12 protein-coding genes and 7 pseudogenes are annotated in these 16,535 nt (G+C 64.1%); 13 read left to right on the top strand and 6 right to left on the bottom strand.

Annotated elements, in window-relative coordinates; genetic code table 11:
- Positions 1 to 42 precede the first annotated feature (42 nt).
- Positions 43 to 636, top strand: a complete 594-nt coding sequence (locus KZO24_RS26690) for a histidine phosphatase family protein (protein WP_486488123.1) — start codon at positions 43 to 45, stop codon at positions 634 to 636.
- Here KZO24_RS26690 and KZO24_RS26685 read toward each other — a convergent pair.
- Positions 602 to 1,036 (bottom strand): DUF6165 family protein, encoded by a 435-nt coding sequence (locus tag KZO24_RS26685; protein WP_486488122.1) that lies wholly within the window; start codon positions 1,034 to 1,036, stop codon positions 602 to 604. The genes KZO24_RS26690 and KZO24_RS26685 overlap by 35 nt on opposite strands.
- Positions 1,037 to 1,040: 4 nt before the next feature.
- Complete coding sequence (locus tag KZO24_RS26680; RefSeq protein WP_486488121.1) at positions 1,041 to 1,916, bottom strand: glycosyltransferase family protein; 876 nt, start codon at positions 1,914 to 1,916, stop codon at positions 1,041 to 1,043.
- A gap of 235 nt (positions 1,917 to 2,151) precedes the next feature.
- Here KZO24_RS26680 and KZO24_RS26675 point away from each other — a divergent pair, with 235 nt between their 5' ends.
- The 3 genes and pseudogenes from KZO24_RS26675 to KZO24_RS26665 all read left to right on the top strand — a co-directional run bounded on the left by KZO24_RS26675 (position 2,152) and on the right by KZO24_RS26665 (position 5,090).
- Positions 2,152 to 2,970, top strand: coding sequence for a TIGR04290 family methyltransferase (locus tag KZO24_RS26675; protein WP_486488120.1), 819 nt, complete (start codon positions 2,152 to 2,154; stop codon positions 2,968 to 2,970).
- Positions 2,967 to 3,854, top strand: a pseudogene (locus tag KZO24_RS26670) (glycosyl hydrolase); the annotation flags it as partial. The gene KZO24_RS26675 and the pseudogene KZO24_RS26670, both read left to right, overlap by 4 nt.
- A 124-nt stretch (positions 3,855 to 3,978) precedes the next feature.
- Positions 3,979 to 5,090: pseudogene (locus KZO24_RS26665) on the top strand (inositol-3-phosphate synthase).
- A 20-nt stretch (positions 5,091 to 5,110) separates the two neighbouring features.
- On the opposite strand, the gene KZO24_RS26660 reads toward KZO24_RS26665, so the two are convergent.
- Complete coding sequence (locus KZO24_RS26660) at positions 5,111 to 5,617, bottom strand: DUF1003 domain-containing protein (protein ID WP_486488119.1); 507 nt, start codon at positions 5,615 to 5,617, stop codon at positions 5,111 to 5,113.
- A gap of 72 nt (positions 5,618 to 5,689) precedes the next feature.
- Between KZO24_RS26660 and KZO24_RS26655 the strand changes: the two are divergent.
- The 4 genes and pseudogenes from KZO24_RS26655 to KZO24_RS26640 all read left to right on the top strand — a co-directional run bounded on the left by KZO24_RS26655 (position 5,690) and on the right by KZO24_RS26640 (position 10,084).
- Positions 5,690 to 6,645: pseudogene (locus tag KZO24_RS26655) on the top strand (MDR/zinc-dependent alcohol dehydrogenase-like family protein).
- Complete coding sequence (locus KZO24_RS26650; RefSeq protein WP_486488118.1) at positions 6,642 to 7,670, top strand: Gfo/Idh/MocA family protein; 1,029 nt, start codon at positions 6,642 to 6,644, stop codon at positions 7,668 to 7,670. Before KZO24_RS26655 ends, KZO24_RS26650 begins: the two are co-directional and overlap by 4 nt.
- A 2-nt stretch (positions 7,671 to 7,672) precedes the next feature.
- The gene (locus KZO24_RS26645) at positions 7,673 to 8,728 is read left to right on the top strand and encodes a polysaccharide pyruvyl transferase family protein (RefSeq protein ID WP_486488117.1); all 1,056 of its coding nucleotides are present in this window, start codon (positions 7,673 to 7,675) and stop codon (positions 8,726 to 8,728) included.
- Positions 8,729 to 8,807: 79 nt separating this feature from the next.
- Positions 8,808 to 10,084: pseudogene (locus tag KZO24_RS26640) on the top strand (Coenzyme F420 hydrogenase/dehydrogenase, beta subunit C-terminal domain).
- Between the two features lie 26 nt (positions 10,085 to 10,110).
- Here KZO24_RS26640 and KZO24_RS26635 read toward each other — a convergent pair.
- The 3 genes and pseudogenes from KZO24_RS26635 to KZO24_RS26625 all read right to left on the bottom strand — a co-directional run bounded on the left by KZO24_RS26635 (position 10,111) and on the right by KZO24_RS26625 (position 12,678).
- Positions 10,111 to 10,815, bottom strand: a pseudogene (locus KZO24_RS26635) (SDR family NAD(P)-dependent oxidoreductase).
- 98 nt (positions 10,816 to 10,913) lie between these two features.
- Positions 10,914 to 12,103: pseudogene (locus tag KZO24_RS26630) on the bottom strand (zinc-dependent alcohol dehydrogenase).
- A complete protein-coding gene (locus KZO24_RS26625) occupies positions 12,103 to 12,678 on the bottom strand; it encodes an SRPBCC family protein (RefSeq protein ID WP_486488116.1) in 576 nt (191 codons plus the stop codon). The pseudogene KZO24_RS26630 and the gene KZO24_RS26625 overlap by 1 nt, the downstream one beginning before the upstream one ends.
- A gap of 480 nt (positions 12,679 to 13,158) precedes the next feature.
- On the opposite strand from KZO24_RS26625, the gene KZO24_RS26620 reads away from it, so the two are divergent.
- The 5 genes and pseudogenes from KZO24_RS26620 (at position 13,159) to KZO24_RS26600 (ending at position 16,504) form a co-directional block, all read left to right on the top strand.
- Complete coding sequence (locus tag KZO24_RS26620) at positions 13,159 to 13,851, top strand: Crp/Fnr family transcriptional regulator (protein ID WP_486488115.1); 693 nt, start codon at positions 13,159 to 13,161, stop codon at positions 13,849 to 13,851.
- 130 nt (positions 13,852 to 13,981) lie between these two features.
- Complete coding sequence (locus KZO24_RS26615; RefSeq protein ID WP_486488114.1) at positions 13,982 to 14,170, top strand: hypothetical protein; 189 nt, start codon at positions 13,982 to 13,984, stop codon at positions 14,168 to 14,170.
- Positions 14,171 to 14,296: 126 nt separating this feature from the next.
- Positions 14,297 to 15,333, top strand: a pseudogene (locus KZO24_RS26610) (alpha/beta hydrolase).
- A 35-nt stretch (positions 15,334 to 15,368) separates the two neighbouring features.
- Positions 15,369 to 15,866 carry a DUF4142 domain-containing protein gene (locus tag KZO24_RS26605; RefSeq protein ID WP_248006173.1) on the top strand — a complete coding sequence of 166 codons (498 nt, stop codon included), beginning with the start codon at positions 15,369 to 15,371 and terminating at the stop codon, positions 15,864 to 15,866.
- Between the two features lie 32 nt (positions 15,867 to 15,898).
- Positions 15,899 to 16,504, top strand: a complete 606-nt coding sequence (locus tag KZO24_RS26600) for a cysteine hydrolase family protein (protein ID WP_486488113.1) — start codon at positions 15,899 to 15,901, stop codon at positions 16,502 to 16,504.
- The last annotated feature ends 31 nt before the right edge of the window (positions 16,505 to 16,535 follow it).

The following is a 16,535-nucleotide window of genomic DNA, read 5'->3' as shown; positions in this document are numbered from 1 at the left end:
GCCGCTGTTATCCGATGTAGCCTTGGAGGGATATGAATGGGATTGGTCCACCTCGTCCGTCACGCGAACCATGCCGAAGTCGGCCGAATCCTGAGCGGCCGATCCGATATCGCGCTCGATGCATCTGGCATGGTCCAGGCGGAAGCACTCGTCTCGGCATTGGAAGGAATGCCGATCGCATCCATTCACAGCAGTCCGCGGCGACGTGCGCTGCAGACGGCAGCCCCGATCGCACATGCCCGAGGCATGGAGGTGGGAGCCGTGCCCGCGCTCGACGAAATCAATTTCGGCGCGTTCACAGGTTTGGGCTTCGAGGCGCTCGACCGGCGGGCCGACTGGCATGCTTGGAACGCGCGTCGAAGTATTGCAGGTTGTCCGAACGGAGAGACAATGGCGCAGGCAGTGTCGCGTGCGGCCGATTTCGTTTGCGCGGTTGCGCATAGGGAGGCGCCGGCACTGTGCTTCAGCCATTGCGACATTATTCGGGGTATCGTGGCACACCTGCTGGGGTTGCCGATGGAGCGCATCTTTATGCTCGATTGCGAACCCGCCTCGGTGACCACTCTGTCGATCGACGGTGGTGCGATGCGGGTGGTCACTCTCAATTCGTGTGTCCGGCGACGAGCGAGGACATGACCGGTGGAGCGATGGCGGCCGCGTAGCTCTTCTCCTCGACCAGTTCGCAATCGAGCAGGAGGTTGATCTCGCGCTTGATCGCCGCGCGGGTATCGTTCGTCTGGTAGACCGAGCGTGCCAGCGCGACGAAGCGGGGGCCGAAGCGGGCCTGCGCCTCCTGTTCGCGGATGGCACCCTCGATATTCCACAGCGTTTCGTTGATCCGCTGTAGGCGCTCCATCAAGGCGCCCAGCCCCGGGGTGCGGACGATTTCGGCTGCAGCCCGGGTCAACACCGCGTGCTCCTTTTCCACGTTGGCGAGCGCAGGGCCGGGTGGTAGCCGGGCACGCTTGATGTCGAGAATGGTGATCTTGTCGAGCAATTCGCCCCAGGAAACCGGGACGCAGGGCACTGTCGTCATCGCGCTACCTTTCGGTTGTCTTAGCCAGATGAGGTGTAAGATCGCGCTCGACCGCGGCGATCACCGTGGCCCAGTCGCCGGGTTCGGGCTGGGCGTAGAGGCGCATCGTCGGATACCACGGGGTGTCGGGCCGGCCCGGATTCCAGCGCCAGTCGGGCTCGGCCTGGAGCAGCAGCCAAGTCGGCCTGCACAAGGCACCGGCCAGGTGCGCAATCATCGTATCGACCGTGATGACCAGTTCGGCGCCTGCGAGCAGGGAGGCGGTGACCTCCATGTCCAATGGGCAGCCGGTCGGATTGAGCACGGGAAGCGCACTGGGACCCGGCATCATGGTAATGCACGGTGTGGCGGCGCATAACGATTTGAAAAGCGCTTCGGGTATGCCGCGCCCGGCATCCCAGCCGCCCGCGCCGTTGCACAGGGCGATCGTGCCGCGCGGCAGGACGGCGCGGGTCGCCTTTATATAGGCGGGCTGCGTCGCGTCAGGCGCGATCCGCAGCACGAAATCGAGTTCGGTGATCTCGATGTCACATTCAAAGGCGGGCAGGGGGGCTGTCGGATCGAATGGGACCACCGCAATGCCTGGAACATCACGCAACAGCGGGACCAGTCCGGGTTGCGCTTCGAGTGTTACCGAAGCAGTGCAGTCAGCCAGCAGCGGCAGGTAACGGGCGAATTGTATGGTGTCACCAAGGCCGTGATAGCATCGGACCAGAACATGCCGGCCTTCGAAGTCACGCCCGTCCCAGACCCATCGCTGGTGATACGGCGCACCCGGTTGATCCCGCGTCGCGGGGTCGCGCTCGCCAAGAATCTTCGCGGCGAGCGACCACGCGACATCGTAGCGTTCAGCCCGCATCGCCTCGATCCACTGCCGCATGTCTGTCATGCAGCGATGAATGCCGGACGGCGGTGCGGTATCCCGAGGGCTATCAACTGAGAAGAACTGAGGCTAATTATAATATTTGTTTATAACTTTAATTGAAAAAGCCCAGTCTTTGTAGATGCTCGGAACATCGCAGAAGAGGGATCGTTGCCGCTCTGTAACACAGTGCCATGGCACAGGCGGCTCCCCTGTGGCGCGCTTTTCGGCATTTCAGGTAGTGGAGGAACGATTGCGCCAGGCTGCGGCTTCTCATCACGACGACACGGCGCGGCTGCGCGACAGCATCGAAGCGCTGGGTCCCTGGTTCCACAACATAGACCTCGGGGGCGTAAGCACTGCGCCCGAACATTTCCTGGGCGACTATCCCAGCTTCAAGTTCAAATCCTTCGCGCACGTGCTGCCCAAGGAAATGGCGGGGAAGTCGGTGCTCGACATCGGCTGCAACGCGGGCTTCTATTCGGTCGAGATGAAGCGGCGCGGGGCTCTGCGCGTCGTCGGCATCGACAGCGACGAACGCTACCTCGCCCAAGCCCGCTTCGCCTGCGAGCAACTGGGTTTCGACGGCATCGAGTTTCGCAACCTGTCCGTCTACGACGTGGCGGCGCTGGGCGAGACGTTCGACCTCGTGATCTTCATGGGCGTGCTCTACCATCTGCGCCATCCGCTGCTGGCACTCGACCTGATCCGCGAGAACGTGGCGGGCGACATGATGTTGTTCCAGACGATGCAGCAGGGCGGCGACGCCGTGATCGAGGTGCCGACGGACCACCCGTTCTTCATGCCCGGCACCTGCGAGCCGCCCGCTTATTTCAGCGACGCAGGCTATCCCAAGATGCACTTCATCGAGCGCGAATTCGCGCACGACTGGACCAACTGGTGGGCGCCCAACGCCGCGTGCAGCCAGGCGATGTTGCGCGCTGCTGGCTTTACGATCGAGGCGCACCCCGAAGCGGACGTTTACTTGTGCCGCACCGCGCCTGTACCTTACGGTAAGTATGGCCCCGCGGCAGTCTATCCAACCCAGCCAGCGAAAGGGGAACCGCGGTGATCGAAGCGGCGATGCTCTGGAACGAGCCAAACAACAAGTCGCACTGGGACCCGGCGCTTGATCCCGAATGGGCGCTGTTCGCCGAGCACGTGATCCGCGCCGGCGATGCCATTCGCGCGGTCAACCCGCAGATGACCCGCGTGCTGGGCGGCATGTCGCCGATCGACCCTCACTGGCTGCGGCGCATGGAAGGCCACGGCGCGCTAGACGTGGTCGACGTGGTGGCAGTGCATGGATTCCCGCTCGACTGGAACCTTTGGCGGCTTTCCGCCTGGCCTGACAAGATCGCCGAGATCAAGGCCGTCACCGACAAGCCGGTCTGGGTTACCGAAGTCGGGGTCAGCTCGTTCGGCGCGGATGAAGTGCAGGTATTCGGGCTAGAGCGCACCGTTGCGCTGCTCAAGGACGTGTCGCTCCGCGTTTTCTGGTACTCGTTATTCGACCTGCCGATGAGCTGGGGCGCGGAAACCCGCCACCGCGAGGCGGAAGGCTCTTCGTACTACCGCCACTTCCATCTCGGCCTGATCCGCGAGGATGGCACGCCCAAACCCGCGCTGGATGCTTATGCGCGGCACGCGGCAGAGATCGGCCTGATGCAGTGGTTCCACTTCGAGGATCCGCGCCTGGACGAAGCGGTCGCATGGATGAAGCAGCTGGGCACCCGGCGCATTCGCACGGGCCTCTCGTGGGCAGACAGCTTCCGGCCCAATGCTGTCGATTGGTTCGATCGGCAGATGGAGGCGCTGGCCGACTTCGACGTCACCGTCACCTTTTGCTTTACGCCCGAGCACCTGGGCCTCGCCCCGCACCACACCAGCCCGGCCCGCGATCCTCAGGCGTTTGCCGATTTCTGCGCCTGGATGATCGACCGTTACGCCCCGGCGGGTGATGGCGGAATGGGGATTGAGGCGCCTGCCGTGCCGGTCGGGGCCATGCTGCGCACGCCCGAGTTGTCCCCCTCAATTTCGACCGGGACGAACGTCTCAGTGCCGAACGGAGCCTGGTCTGATGCTTTCACCCGACCGCCATGGCATCAACGTCGCAATCGCCGGGATCGGCAACTGCGCCAGTTCGCTCGTGCAAGGGATCGAGCATTACCGTTCGGGCGCCAACGACATGGTCGGGCTGACCCATTACGATCTGGGCGGCTACAGCCCCAGCGACATTCACATCGTGGCGGCTTGGGATGTCGACGAGCGCAAGGTGGGCCGCGACGTCGCCGATGCGATCTACGCCAAGCCCAACTGCACGACGGTATTCTGCGAAAAAGTAGACGATACCGGCGCCGTGGTCCGCATGGGCCGCATACTCGATGGCGTGGCCGATCACATGGCCGACTACCCCGACGAACGCACCTTCCGCGTGGCCGATGCGCCCGAAGCGACCCAGGACGAAGTCGTCGCCGCCCTTCGCGCAAGCCAGGCCGACGTGCTGATGAACTATCTGCCTGTGGGCTCGCAGGCGGCAAGCGAATTCTATGCCGAATGCGCGCTGAAGGCGGGCGTTGCCTTCGTCAACAACATACCAGTCTTCATCGCCAGCAATCCCGAATGGGCCGAGCGTTTTACCCGCGCCGGAGTGCCGATCATCGGTGACGACATCAAGGCGCAGCTGGGTGCCACGATCGTCCACCGGGTGCTGACGGACCTGTTCAAGAAGCGCGGCGTCAAGCTGGATCGCACGTACCAGCTCAACACCGGCGGCAACACCGACTTCCTCAACATGCTCAACCGCACGCGGTTGGCTTCGAAGAAGGAGTCGAAGACCGAGGCGGTGCAGTCCGTCGCGCAAATACGGATCGAGGACGAGAACATCCACGTCGGCCCCAGCGACTACGTCGCCTGGCAGAACGACAACAAGGTGTGTTTCCTTCGCATGGAAGGCCAGCTTTTCGGCGGTGTGCCGATGAACCTGGAACTGCGCCTTTCGGTGGAGGACAGCCCCAACAGCGCAGGCGTCGCCATCGACATGATCCGCTGTGCCAAGCTGGCGCAGACACGCGGGCTGGCGGGGCCGATCCACCCCGCCGCCGCCTGGTTCTGCAAGCATCCCCCGTGCAGATGCCCGATGACGAGGCCCATGCCGCGTTCATCGCCTTCATCGAAGCCGAAGCCAAATGAGCGCGGGACATCAGGAGATATCAGTGCTCCAAACCCTCCTCGCGCCTGCGCTCGTCGAGCGCGTCGAGCACTTGCGTGGGCTGGATGTCCTTGCGGATCTCCTCGAACTGCGAGTCGTCCACGGTGATGTCCAGTTTCTCGGCGATACGCTGGACGAGGCCCGCCAGCCGGGTGAGTTCGTGCTCGGCCAGCAGATTGACGTGCAGGTCCAGGTCGGCACGGCGGTCGGCGGCAGCGGCCATGCGGTTCTGGCTGATGAGCACGAACGTGGACAGGAAGATCGCCTCCACGGAGGCGACCATGGCCAGCATCACGAAACTGGGATCGAAACGTGCAATGACCGGCACCGCGCCCAGATTGATCGCGATCCAGAGCCCGAACACCACAACGTGCAGCGCGACGAAGGCCATCGAGCCGGTGAACGCGGTGATGCACCCGGCGACCCGCTCGCTGCGCGGGCCCTGCCGCGCCTCGTCACGCTGCCGGGCGGTGAGCCGGGCGATGTTTTCGCGCAGGGTCGCGGCCATTTCTTGGTTCGATGCGGTCATGACCACGACAATTCGCGCGATGTCTGATCGGTTTCAGGAGATGAATGCATGATGCTTGCTGCGGTTCTCGAAGCGCCCGGAGCGATCCGGATCGACCGGGTGGAACGGCCCGATACCGGCCGCGGAGAAATCCGCATCCGCGTCGAAGGCTGCGGCGTCTGCGCTTCCAATCTGGAGCCGTGGGCCGGGCAGGGATGGATGAACTACCCGGGGAAGCGGGTGGCCTGGGCCACGAAGCCTGGGGAGTGGTCGATGCCGTGGGCGAGGGTGTCTGCGGCCTTGCGCCAGGGGACCGGGTGGCCGCGTTCTCCTACCGCGCGTTCGCGGAATACGACATCGCGGCGGCCGACATGGCGATCAAATTGCCCCCGCAGCTCGAGGGCCAGCCGTTTCCCGGAGAGCCGCTGGGCTGCGCCTTCAACATCTTGCGTCGCAGCGACATCCGCGCCGGCCAGACGGTGGCGATTGTCGGTATCGGATTTCTCGGCGCCGTCCTCACCAAGCTGGCGAGCGATGCCGGCGCGCGGGTGATCGCCATTTCTCGGCGGCAGGAATCACTCGATCTGGCGACGCGTTACGGCGCGGCCGAGACGATCATGATGCACGATCACTGGGCCATCATCGAGCAGGTTAGAGCGCTCACCGGAGAGGCGATGTGCGAACGCGTGATCGAATGCGTTGGCAAGCAGTGGCCGCTCGACCTGTCGGGGGAACTGGTGGGCTTCGGCGGCCGGCTTGTCGTTGCCGGCTACCATCAGGACGGCCCCCGGCAAGTGAGCATGCAGATGTGGAACTGGAAGGGCATCGACGTCGTTAACGCGCACGAACGCGACCCGCGCGTGCAGATGCGGGGCCTGCGCGAAGCGGTAGAGGCGGTGGCCAACGGGCGGCTGGACCCCACACCGCTCTATACGCACCGCTATCCGCTGGAGAAACTGGGCGAGGCGCTGGATGCTACGCGCGACAAGCCGGGCAACTTCGTCAAGGCGCTGGTGACATTCGCATGAGCGAGGCAATCACCATGACCGGCGATCACGCCCAGGCGGCCGTCGAGACGCGGCGACCATGCGTCGGTTTCCTTGGTACCGGCTGGATCGGCCGCCACCGGATGGAAGCCATGCTGGCGATCGGCGCGATCGATGCCGGCGTCTTCTGCGATCCCGATTTCGCATGCGCGGCCGAGGCGGAGAAGCTCGCGCCCGACGCCTGGCGGGTCGGCACTTTGGAAGCGATGCTGCAGCACGACATCGACGCGGTGGTGATCGCCACCCCGAGCGCGCTGCACGCGCAGCAGGCGATTCGCGCCCTCGAAGCGGGCAAGGCGGTGTTCTGTCAGAAGCCGCTGGGCCGCACAGCCACCGAGGCGCAGGCGGTCGTCGATGCGGCAAGGGCAGCAGACCGCCTGCTCGGCGTCGATCTTTCGTATCGGCACACCGAGGGCATGCGTCATGTCGCCGAACTGGTCCGTTCGGGCGCATTGGGCGATGTCTTCGCCGTCGATCTCACCTTTCACAACGCCTATGGGCCGGACAAGCCGTGGTTCTACGATCCGGCTGAATCCGGCGGGGGCTGCGTGGTGGACCTTGGCGTGCATCTCGTGGATCTCGCGTTGTGGACGTTGGGTTTCCCACCCGTCTCGAACGTCGATGCACGGCTGACCAACGGGGGCCGCCCGCTGGGGGCGGGGCAGGTGGAGGACTACGCCACGGCGCAATTCGCTGCCGGGGACGCGCAAGTGCGGCTTGCCTGTTCGTGGCGGCTCAATGCCGGGCGCGATGCGGTCATCGAGGCGGCGTTCTACGGCACCAAGGGCGGCACGGCGCTGCGTAACATCGGCGGATCGTTTTACGATTTCACCGTCGACCGCTTTGAGGGCACTGCCGTCACCCGCCTCGTCGATCCTCCCGACGAATGGGGCGCGCGCTCCGCCGCCGTCTGGGCGCGCCAGCTCGCGCGTTCCGCCGCGTTCGATCCCGAGGCGGAGCAGTTCGTCCGCAGCGCGCAAGTGCTCGACCGGATCTACGGGCGCTAGCCATGAACGTCGGCGTCCTCACCTTCCATCGTTGCATCAATTACGGCTCGTACTGGCAGGCCCGCTGCCTGGTGGAGGGGCTGAAGGCGATGGGGCACGATGCCGAACTGCTCGATCACGACAGCGTGCAGGTGCGCAGCGCGGAGTGGCGCTGCGCCTTCAACCCGCAGCTTCCGGTGCGCACCCGCCGCGACGACCTTGCGCGTTACGGTGCCAAGGCACGCAGGTTCCTCACCGCCTTCGACCGCCTGCCGCAATCGCGCCGATTCTCGCTCGATCATCCCGAAGAGGCCGGTGAATACGACGCCGTCGTGGTGGGAAGTGACGAGGTGTGGAACTTTCGCCACCCCTGGTACGGCCACAAGCCCATTTTTTTCGGCGATCGTCTGCGTGCGCGGCGTCTGATTTCCTATGCCGCGAGCTTCGGGAACCACGACGCGGCGCAGGGCATCGACCCGGTCTGGGCAGCCAGGCTGGACCGCTTCGATTGGCTGTCCGTGCGCGATGAGAACAGCCGCGAAATCGTGCGGCACAGCGTCGGCGTGAAGCCGGAACTGGTGCTCGATCCGTGTCTCCAGTTTCCGCCGCCCCGGATTATGTCCCTGGGCGAGGAGAGGCCTTACGTCGCGGTCTACGGGCACAGCTTTCCGGCCTGGCTGGCCTATCGTGTGCGCGCTTGGGCGCAGGCCACCGGCCGGCGCGTGGTGAGCATCGGCTACCGCAACGACGGGGCCGACGAGCAGCGGATCGAGTCGGGCCCCGAAGCCTTTTCCGCCCTGATCGCCGGCGCCGATGCGGTGGCGACCAATTTCTTCCACGGCTGCGTCTTCGCGCTGCACCACCAGCGGCCCTTCGTCTGTGCGCCGTCGCCTTATCGTTTCAATAAAGTGCGCGACCTGCTGCGATCGCTTTCGGCCGAACGGCACCTGGTCGGGTCGGAGGTGCCACCGCCCACGTACGACGCATTGCTAGGCGATCCGCTCGATCCGGCGATCGGCGATCGGATCGCCGCCATGCGCATCATCTCCGGCGCATACCTTGGCGCGGCGCTTGCCTGAACCCACCTTGGCGCCGCGCGACGTCAGCGAGGCGGGCCTGTGCATCGGCTGCGGTGCCTGCGCGGCGGGCAGGGGCGGCATGGAGTGGGACCACTATGGCCAGCTGGGGCCGGTCGGCAGGTGGACGGGCGAACCGTCCGCCACGTTCGCGCGGACCTGTCCGTTCTCCCCTCGGCCGCCGACGAAGACGCCATCGCGGCCGACCGCTTTCCTCAAGCGCGGTTCCGCGATGCGCGGACCGGCCGGTTCGAGAGCGCCTGTGTCGGCCACGTCGCGCAAGGCGGGTTTCGCGCCGAAGGTAGTTCGGGCGGCATGGTCAGCTGGGTTGCCGCCGAACTGCTGCGGTGCGGGTTGATCGACGGCGTCGCGCATGTAGTACCCGCCGATCCCTTGATCGACGGGCGCTTCTTTCGCTATCGCATCTCGCGCGACGCCGCCCAGATCCGCGAAGGGGCAAAGTCGCGCTATTACCCGGTGGATCTGTCCGCGGTACTGGAGGAAATCCGCGCCGTGCCAGGTCGGTACGCCGTGGTCGGGGTGCCGTGCTTCATGAAAGCCGTTCACCTGCTGCGCGCCCACGACCCGGTGATCGCCGAGCGTGTGGCCTACACCCTGGGCCTGTTCTGCGGTCACATGAAAAGCGCGGCCTTCGTGGAAAGTATGGCCTGGCAGTTGGGCGCTCCCATCGCGGAGGTGCGCGCCGTGGAGTATCGCCGCAAGAACCCGGACCGACCCGCCAACTGGTACACCGCGCATCTGACGCTGGCGGACGGCAGTGCCCGCTGGCGCGATTGGTGGCATCTGGTCGATGGCGATTGGGGCGCGGGCTTCTTCCAGAACGCGGCGTGCGACTATTGCGACGACGTGGTCTCCGAAACCGCCGACATCGCCTTCGGAGACGCCTGGGTGGAGCCTTATTCGTCCGATGGCAAAGGCAGCAACGTGGTGATCGCGCGCAACCGCCAGCTTCACGACATGATCGCCGCCGCGATGGCCGATGGGCGGCTTTCGCTGGAGCCGGTGGACGCCGAGTTCATCGCCGGCACGCAGGCCGCAGGCTTGCGCCAGCGCCGCGAAGGGCTCGCTTATCGCCTACGCATCGCACCGCCCGCGCTGACCTTGCGCAAACGCGTGACGCCGGGTGAGCGCGACCTGCCGTGGCGGCGCAAGCTGACCTATCGCGCTCGCCGCTGGATTAGCGCCGGAAGTCATCGCATGCTGGCGGCGGCACGCACGCTCTGCTGGCCCGGCTTGTACCTGCGCTGGGCAAAAGCATCGCTGCGCGGCTACGAGGCCGTAACGTACTTGCGAGGCCCGATGGGCAGGCTGCTGGCCCGGTGGGACCGGAACGATTGAGCGAGGCGAGACAGGCAAGCCATCGCCTACCCCTCATGGTCAGGTTTCGCCGTCCCTGGCTCTGCCATGTTCCGGTGCATTTCCGCCAGCGTGGCGGTGGCCGTCAGGTGCGAGATCGCTGCCTGCGCCTTGTTCGTCCAGCCCGAGACGATGTGCGACTTGCCCGTGAGCAGCGCTTCCCAGCCGTTCTTCGCGACCTTCGCCGGATCATCCTTATCCTGCGTGTCGACTTTGGTGTCGAGCATGTCCGCCCGTTCGAAGAACTCGGTATCGATGGGGCCGGGCATCAGCGTGGTAAGGGTCACGTCCTTGCTGTGCTTTATCTCGTTGCGCAGCCCATCGTGAAATTGTCGATATAGGCCTTGGCCGCGTTGTAGAGGGCTTGGAAGCTTCCGGGCATCAACCCGGCGATCGAGCCCGTGACGAGGACCTTGCCGGCTTCGCGATCCACCATCTGGCGCAGTATGCGTTGGATCAGATACGTGGTGCCGACGATGTTGGTGTCCACCACGCGCCGCCAGTCGGCGACGTTCTGATCGAGGAAGGCGCGACCAAGGCCCCGCCCGGCGTTGGTACATAGCACGCCGATAGTGCGCCCGCGGGCCGTTTCCAGCAGCCTGTCGACGTGCGGTGCTGGCAAGGTCTGCCTCGATGCCGTTAACGTCGGTGCCATGCGTCCGCAGGTCGCGGGCGGCCGCTTCGATCAGTGGCTCGTCGGCCACGATCAGCAGGTCGTGGCCTGCCTACGCGGCCAGACGCGCAAGTTCAAAGCCGATGCCGGTCGAGGCACCGGTAACGATGGCGAATGGCTTGCTCACGGTGGTTCTCCTCAGGCTGCGACGCGGTCGAGGCCGGGCTTGAGCACGACCTTGGTGACCTCGTTCTGCTTGTCATGGAACATCTTGTAGCCCTCGGGTGCCTGGCTGAGCGGGAGGCGGTGGCTGATGAGGAAGGTGGTGTCGATTTTGCCTTCGACTATGGCGTTGAGCAGCCCCGGCAGGTAGCGCTGGACGTTGGTCTGCCCGGTCTTGAGCGTCAGCCCCTTTTCCATGAAGGCGCCGAGCGGGAATTTGTCGACAAAACCGCCGTATACTGCGGGCATAGAGACGCGCCCGCCCTTGCGACAGGCGATGATGGCCTGGCGTATCGAGTGAGGCCGATCGGTGCCCAGGAACAAGGAGGCCTTGATCTGGTCGATCACGTTGTCGACGAAGAAGCCGTGCGCTTCCAGGCCGACCGCGTCGATGCAGGCATCGGGGCCGATGCTGCCCGTCATCTCCAGCAGCGCATCGTACGTTTTCGTTTCTTCGAAATTGATGGTTTCGGCCCCGAACTTTTTAGCCAGCTCCAAGCGGTGGGGGAAATGGTCGATTGCGATCACTCGCTCCGCACCCATGAGGAACGCGGACTGCACCGCGAACAGGCCGACCGGACCACAGCCCCAAACAGCCACCGTGTCGCCAGGCTCGATCCCGGCATTTTCCGCAGCCTGCCAGCCGGTCGGCAGGATGTCGGAGAGGAACAGAACCTTGTCGTCCTCGATCTCGTCGGGCACAACGATCGGGCCGGTGTCGGAGAAGGGCACGCGCACGTATTCCGCCTGACCGCCCGCATAGCCACCGGTCATGTGGCTGTAGCCGAACAGGCCGGACATGGGATGGCCGTAAAGCTCCTGCGCAATGTCTTGGTTATCGGCGGGATTGCCGTTGTCGCAGGCAGAATATTGCTGTTTGCCGCAGTGATAGCAGCTGCCGCAGGCGATGGTGAACGGCACGACGACGCGCTGGCCTTTCCTGAGCGACGAGCCAGGACCGGTCTCGACGACTTCGCCCATGAATTCGTGGCCAAGGATGTCACCGCCCTTCATCGTTGGGATGTAGCCATCGTAAAGATGCAGATCCGACCCGCAGATCGCGGTGGACGTGACCTTGATGATCGCATCGCGGGGTTGAGAATTTCGGGGTCGTCGACGGTGTCGACGCGCACGTCGTGCTTTCCGTGCCAGCTCAGGGCGCGCATCAGGCGGTCTCCTCGATCAATTGCGTGCGGGTGCGCGCGGCTGTGGCGACCTCGCCGGTTTCCATGAGCTGCTTGAAGCGCCGCAGATCCCGTCGGGCCTGGATCGCCGGTTCGCGCTGGAATAGCTTCGCTATCGCCCTGCCCAGCAGGCCCGCAGGCGGAGCGTAGTCGATGGTGGCGGTGACGACAGTGCCGCGCGGGCCGGCATCGCGAAATTCCACGCTGCCGCTGTTGGCGATGTCGGCGCCCTCGGCGGAGGCCCAGGCGATGCATTCGCCGCGCACGTCCCGCGTGATCGCTGCGTCCCATTCGACGGTGCGCCCGCCCGGTGCCAGGACCACCCAGTGGCTTGTCCGTCCGTCGATTTCATCGACGCGCTGGATATTTTCCATGAAGGTGGTGAGGTTGGAAAAGTCCCGCCAGAAGGCGTAAAGTTCCTCGCGCGGCCGGTTGATCGTGACCGAGCGGGAGATCAGACTGCCGCCTTTCGCCTCGAGGCCCGTTTGTGCGGCATCGCCCGTGAGATGGCGGTGTTTCGATGTAGTCAGCGGCGCGTCGCCACGGATATCGTCCATTGCGTTTCCTCGATGAAGTTGGCAGGACCGCGTCAGCGGGTAATGTCACCGTCCTTGCGTTCCTGGGCGGGATAATCTTCGGGTCTTACCTCGCCGACGAATGGTCTGTCTTCGACCTTTTCGGGTTTCTGGCCGGGCCTGGCGCGCGAATCGTGGAATTCGTCGGGGCGGGCGTCACCAAAAGTACCATGGGGGTTTCGAACGGCTCCTTTGGGGTTGGGCCCCGGTCGTCCTTGTCGATTGCGTTCATGAAAGGGTCCTCCTCGCTGGCTGCGTTCAGAGACTCTATTCCAAACCCGATGATGAGCTCCGGTTGTTTAACCTTGGTTAGTGAAAGGCCCCCGAAGCTGGAGGTGCCGAGTGTCTATCGCAGCCTGGGGGCATTTCGTCTTTAACGTAGTGCCGGGACAAACTATGTTAATTTTTGCTGCGGCTGGATAAAGTAATCTCTTCTCGTTGGGGGGAGATTGGAGGGACTCGATGAAGTCTATTCAGCCTGCCGAGAATATTCGCAGCTTTCGCCGCCATGATCATCTGGCGCGCAGTGGGGACGTTCAGGACACCATTTACCAGCTCCAGGAAGGCTGGGCATGCCGGTATCGTGTACTTCCCGAGGGCCGGCGGCAGATCACGGCGCTGTTCTTGCCGGGCGACTATTGCGAGGCGCATTGGATGTTGGCCGGCCGCGCCGACCTGCCGGTCATGGCGCTGACCGAGGTGCGGGTCTCGGAAATTCCGCTGGCGACGGTCCATGCAAAGCCCGGACAGGGTGTGATGCAGCTATTGGGCGAAGTCATGAGGACCTTCAACCGTCAGACCGACTGGATCGTCGGTTTGGGGCGCAAGACTGCGATCGAACGGGTCGAGGCGCTCATGGAGGAGATTTACGACCGCATGGCGCAAGTAGGCAGGGTGGCGAACGGCAGTTGTACCGTACCGCTGACGCAACACGACATTGCGGATATCGTCGGCCTTACACCCGTCCACGTCAATCGAGTAATGGGCGATCTCAGGGAGCGTGGTTCCCTGCGTTTCACAGGCAAGATTCTCCATCTGAGGAGGCGCGACCGGAGCGATGGCGCAGCGAACGGGTCGGCAGTTCCCAACCAGATTTCGTGCTCTTTGAACGGTGGAACGGCGCATGCCGCGGGGCAGGCCAAAACTTTATACTAACCCACTTTATACAAACACATGAAATCCGTTTGTTATGAGAGCGGAGCGGAACCGCTTAATGGAATTCGGCTTTCCTGGTAATCCAACCTTGGTTTCGAAGATTAGAGAAACCGGACCGAGAGGCAGCACCATGGCACCGCGTCGCGGCAGAAAACCGAAACAGCCCGGCAGCAGGCGGCTGGGTATCATGGGTGCGATCACGGTGGCCGTCATCCTGTTGATCGTGATCGTCACATTCGTCGGTCGCAACATCTGGCATGCCGACAAGCTCGAACAGGAACAGCGAACCGGCACTCAGGAAGTCAACGGTTTGCCCTGATCGCACGCATGTCGATCCGTCAGCATTGCATTGAGCCCGCCATGCAGAAACGAAAGGTAGAAGGTGCCGCTTACGAAGACGCTTGCCTACGCATCATGCCTTCCCTCGGTCCCGGGCTTGGCTACCATGCCATGCCTTGCGCAGTCCCTTTCCTCCGCCGCCGCGCCGCCGCCGGCCCCACCACCAACGGTGACTGCGGCTCCGGCGACCGCTGCCGCTGACATGCAGATGGTACTCGACAAGTTTATGGCTCTCGGCGCCAAGCCGGTCGAGACACTCACGCCGCTCAAGGCCCGGCTCCAGCCGTCGGCCGCCGATGCCGCCAAGGCGGTGATGCGGGAGAAGGGCATGTCGACCGCGCCTGATCCCACCGTAACGACCAAAGACGTGCCATACGGCGATGATCCGATGCAATTTGCGCGCATCTACCGCCCGGCAAACGCCGGCACGGCAACGCTCCCGGTGATCGTGTATTATCACGGCGGCGGCTGGGTCATCGCGGATTTGAACACGTACGATGCGACCCCGCGATTCCTTTCCAAGCAGCTCAACGCGATCGTCATCTCGGTTGAATATCGCCATGCACCCGAGTTCAAGTTTTCGGCGCAGTACGACGATGCGGCGATGGCCTATCGCTGGGTGTTGCGGAATGCGGCCAGCTGGGGTGGTGATGCCGGGCGGATCGCGCTGGCAGGCGAGAGTGCCGGCGGCAATCTCGCGGTGGCGACAGCTATCCGGGCACGCGACGAGGGCTGGCGCTGCCGGTCCACATCCTGTCGGTCTATCCGATCGCCAACAGTTCCATGACCCTACCCTCGCGGACCGACTCCGCTAATGCCAAGCCGCTCAATGCAGCCATGCTGAAATGGTTCGGTCATTACTACTCTGCCTCGCAGGCAGACCAGCAGGACCCGCGCATCAACCTCGTCGCGGCGTCGCTCAAGGGCCTGCCGCCGGTGACGGTCATAAATGCGCAAATCGATCCGCTCCGCTCGGATGGAGAAACGCTTGCAAGCGCATTCAAGGCGGCCGGTGTCACGGTTGACCAGCGCACCTTTCCCGGCGTCACCCACGAATTCTTCGGCATGGGTCAGATCGTGCGTGGTGCCTGGGAGGCGGAGACTTACGCGGTCAAGAAGCTTAAGTCCGCCCTCGCAGACTGAAGCCGGACCGAACGGATCATTGAAGGAGAGGTATCTTGAACAAGCTGCTACTGACCATGCCCGCGCTGTTGGCGCCGGTGTTCCTTTCGTTCTCATCGCCCGCGATGGCGCAGGCGATGACCCCGAGCGAGTTCGTCAAGACCGCCGGTGCCAGCGATCTTTACGAGCGACAGTCGAGTGAGATGGTCCTTCAGACCACCAGTAACCCTGCAGTGAAGAGCTTCGCCTCAATGATGGTTGCAGACCACACCAAGAGCACGGCGAAAGTCAAGGCGGCCGCGGCCAAGTCCAGGATCAAGGCAGCACCGCCCATGCTCACTCCGGCGCAGACGGAGATGATCGCACGACTGAAGGCCGAAAGCGGAACGGCGCGGGATGCTGCATATATTGCGCAGCAAAAGAGTGCCCATCAGCAGGCCCTGGCGGTTCACAGGGCCTATGCGAAGGACGGCACCTCGGGGCCGCTCAAGGCCGTGGCCGCCGACGTCGTGCCGGTGGTCGAGCATCATATCGACATGCTCAAGGCGATGTAGCCGGGGTCATATAGATTGGAGGGCTCGCAACGGTGAAGGAGCGTTCAAGCAATACGCAGGCTCCCGAGCACGGCCAGCCGGGCGGCGGGGCGGCGCTCCTTATCCTTGACATGATCAACCGCTTCGACTTTCCCGGTGCCCCGCAACTGGAGCCCAGGGCGCTGGAGGCGGCAACGACGATAGGCCTGCTGCGCAGGCAGTTCGAAGCGTGCGCCCTGCCGGTGATCTATGTAAACGACAACTTCGGCCAATGGCATTCCGAACGGGCGCAGATCGTCAATGAGGTCCTCGAAACGGGAAACTCCGTAGCGCGCGCCATTAAGCCAAGCGACGGGGACTTCTTCGTGTTCAAGCCGCAATTTTCGGGCTTTTACGCAACGAACCTGCCGGTGCTGCTGCCCAAGCTTGGCGTGACGAAACTGGTCCTTACCGGCGTAGCCGCGGACATATGTGTCCTGTTCACGGCAGCCGATGCGCACATGCGCGACTATGCCCTGTGGGTCCCTGCGGACGCCGTGGCGGCGGAACGCGCCGAGCGCGAGCGGTGGGCGCTGGAGATCATGGCCAATTCGATGGGCGCCCAGACCTCGGCCAGTACCGAGCTGTCTCTGGCCGACTGGCTGCGCGGTGAGACGTGAGCGGAATAGCGTCAGGAGTGGCGTCCTAGGC

This window comes from Novosphingobium sp. NFX11, from assembly GCF_057376415.1.
The sequence above is the reverse complement of the archived record's forward strand: the minus strand, read 5'-3'. Positions and strand labels throughout refer to the sequence as shown.

Coding starts and splice junctions, on each gene's coding strand:
- KZO24_RS26650 (WP_486488118.1), top strand. CDS start 6,642: ATGAGCGAGGCAATCACCATGACCGGCGATCACGCCCAGGCGGCCGTC.
- KZO24_RS26620 (WP_486488115.1), top strand. CDS start 13,159: ATGAAGTCTATTCAGCCTGCCGAGAATATTCGCAGCTTTCGCCGCCAT.
- KZO24_RS26625 (WP_486488116.1), bottom strand. CDS start 12,678: ATGGACGATATCCGTGGCGACGCGCCGCTGACTACATCGAAACACCGC.
- KZO24_RS26645 (WP_486488117.1), top strand. CDS start 7,673: ATGAACGTCGGCGTCCTCACCTTCCATCGTTGCATCAATTACGGCTCG.
- KZO24_RS26685 (WP_486488122.1), bottom strand. CDS start 1,036: ATGACGACAGTGCCCTGCGTCCCGGTTTCCTGGGGCGAATTGCTCGAC.
- KZO24_RS26680 (WP_486488121.1), bottom strand. CDS start 1,916: ATGCGGCAGTGGATCGAGGCGATGCGGGCTGAACGCTACGATGTCGCG.
- KZO24_RS26660 (WP_486488119.1), bottom strand. CDS start 5,617: ATGGCCGCGACCCTGCGCGAAAACATCGCCCGGCTCACCGCCCGGCAG.
- KZO24_RS26615 (WP_486488114.1), top strand. CDS start 13,982: ATGGCACCGCGTCGCGGCAGAAAACCGAAACAGCCCGGCAGCAGGCGG.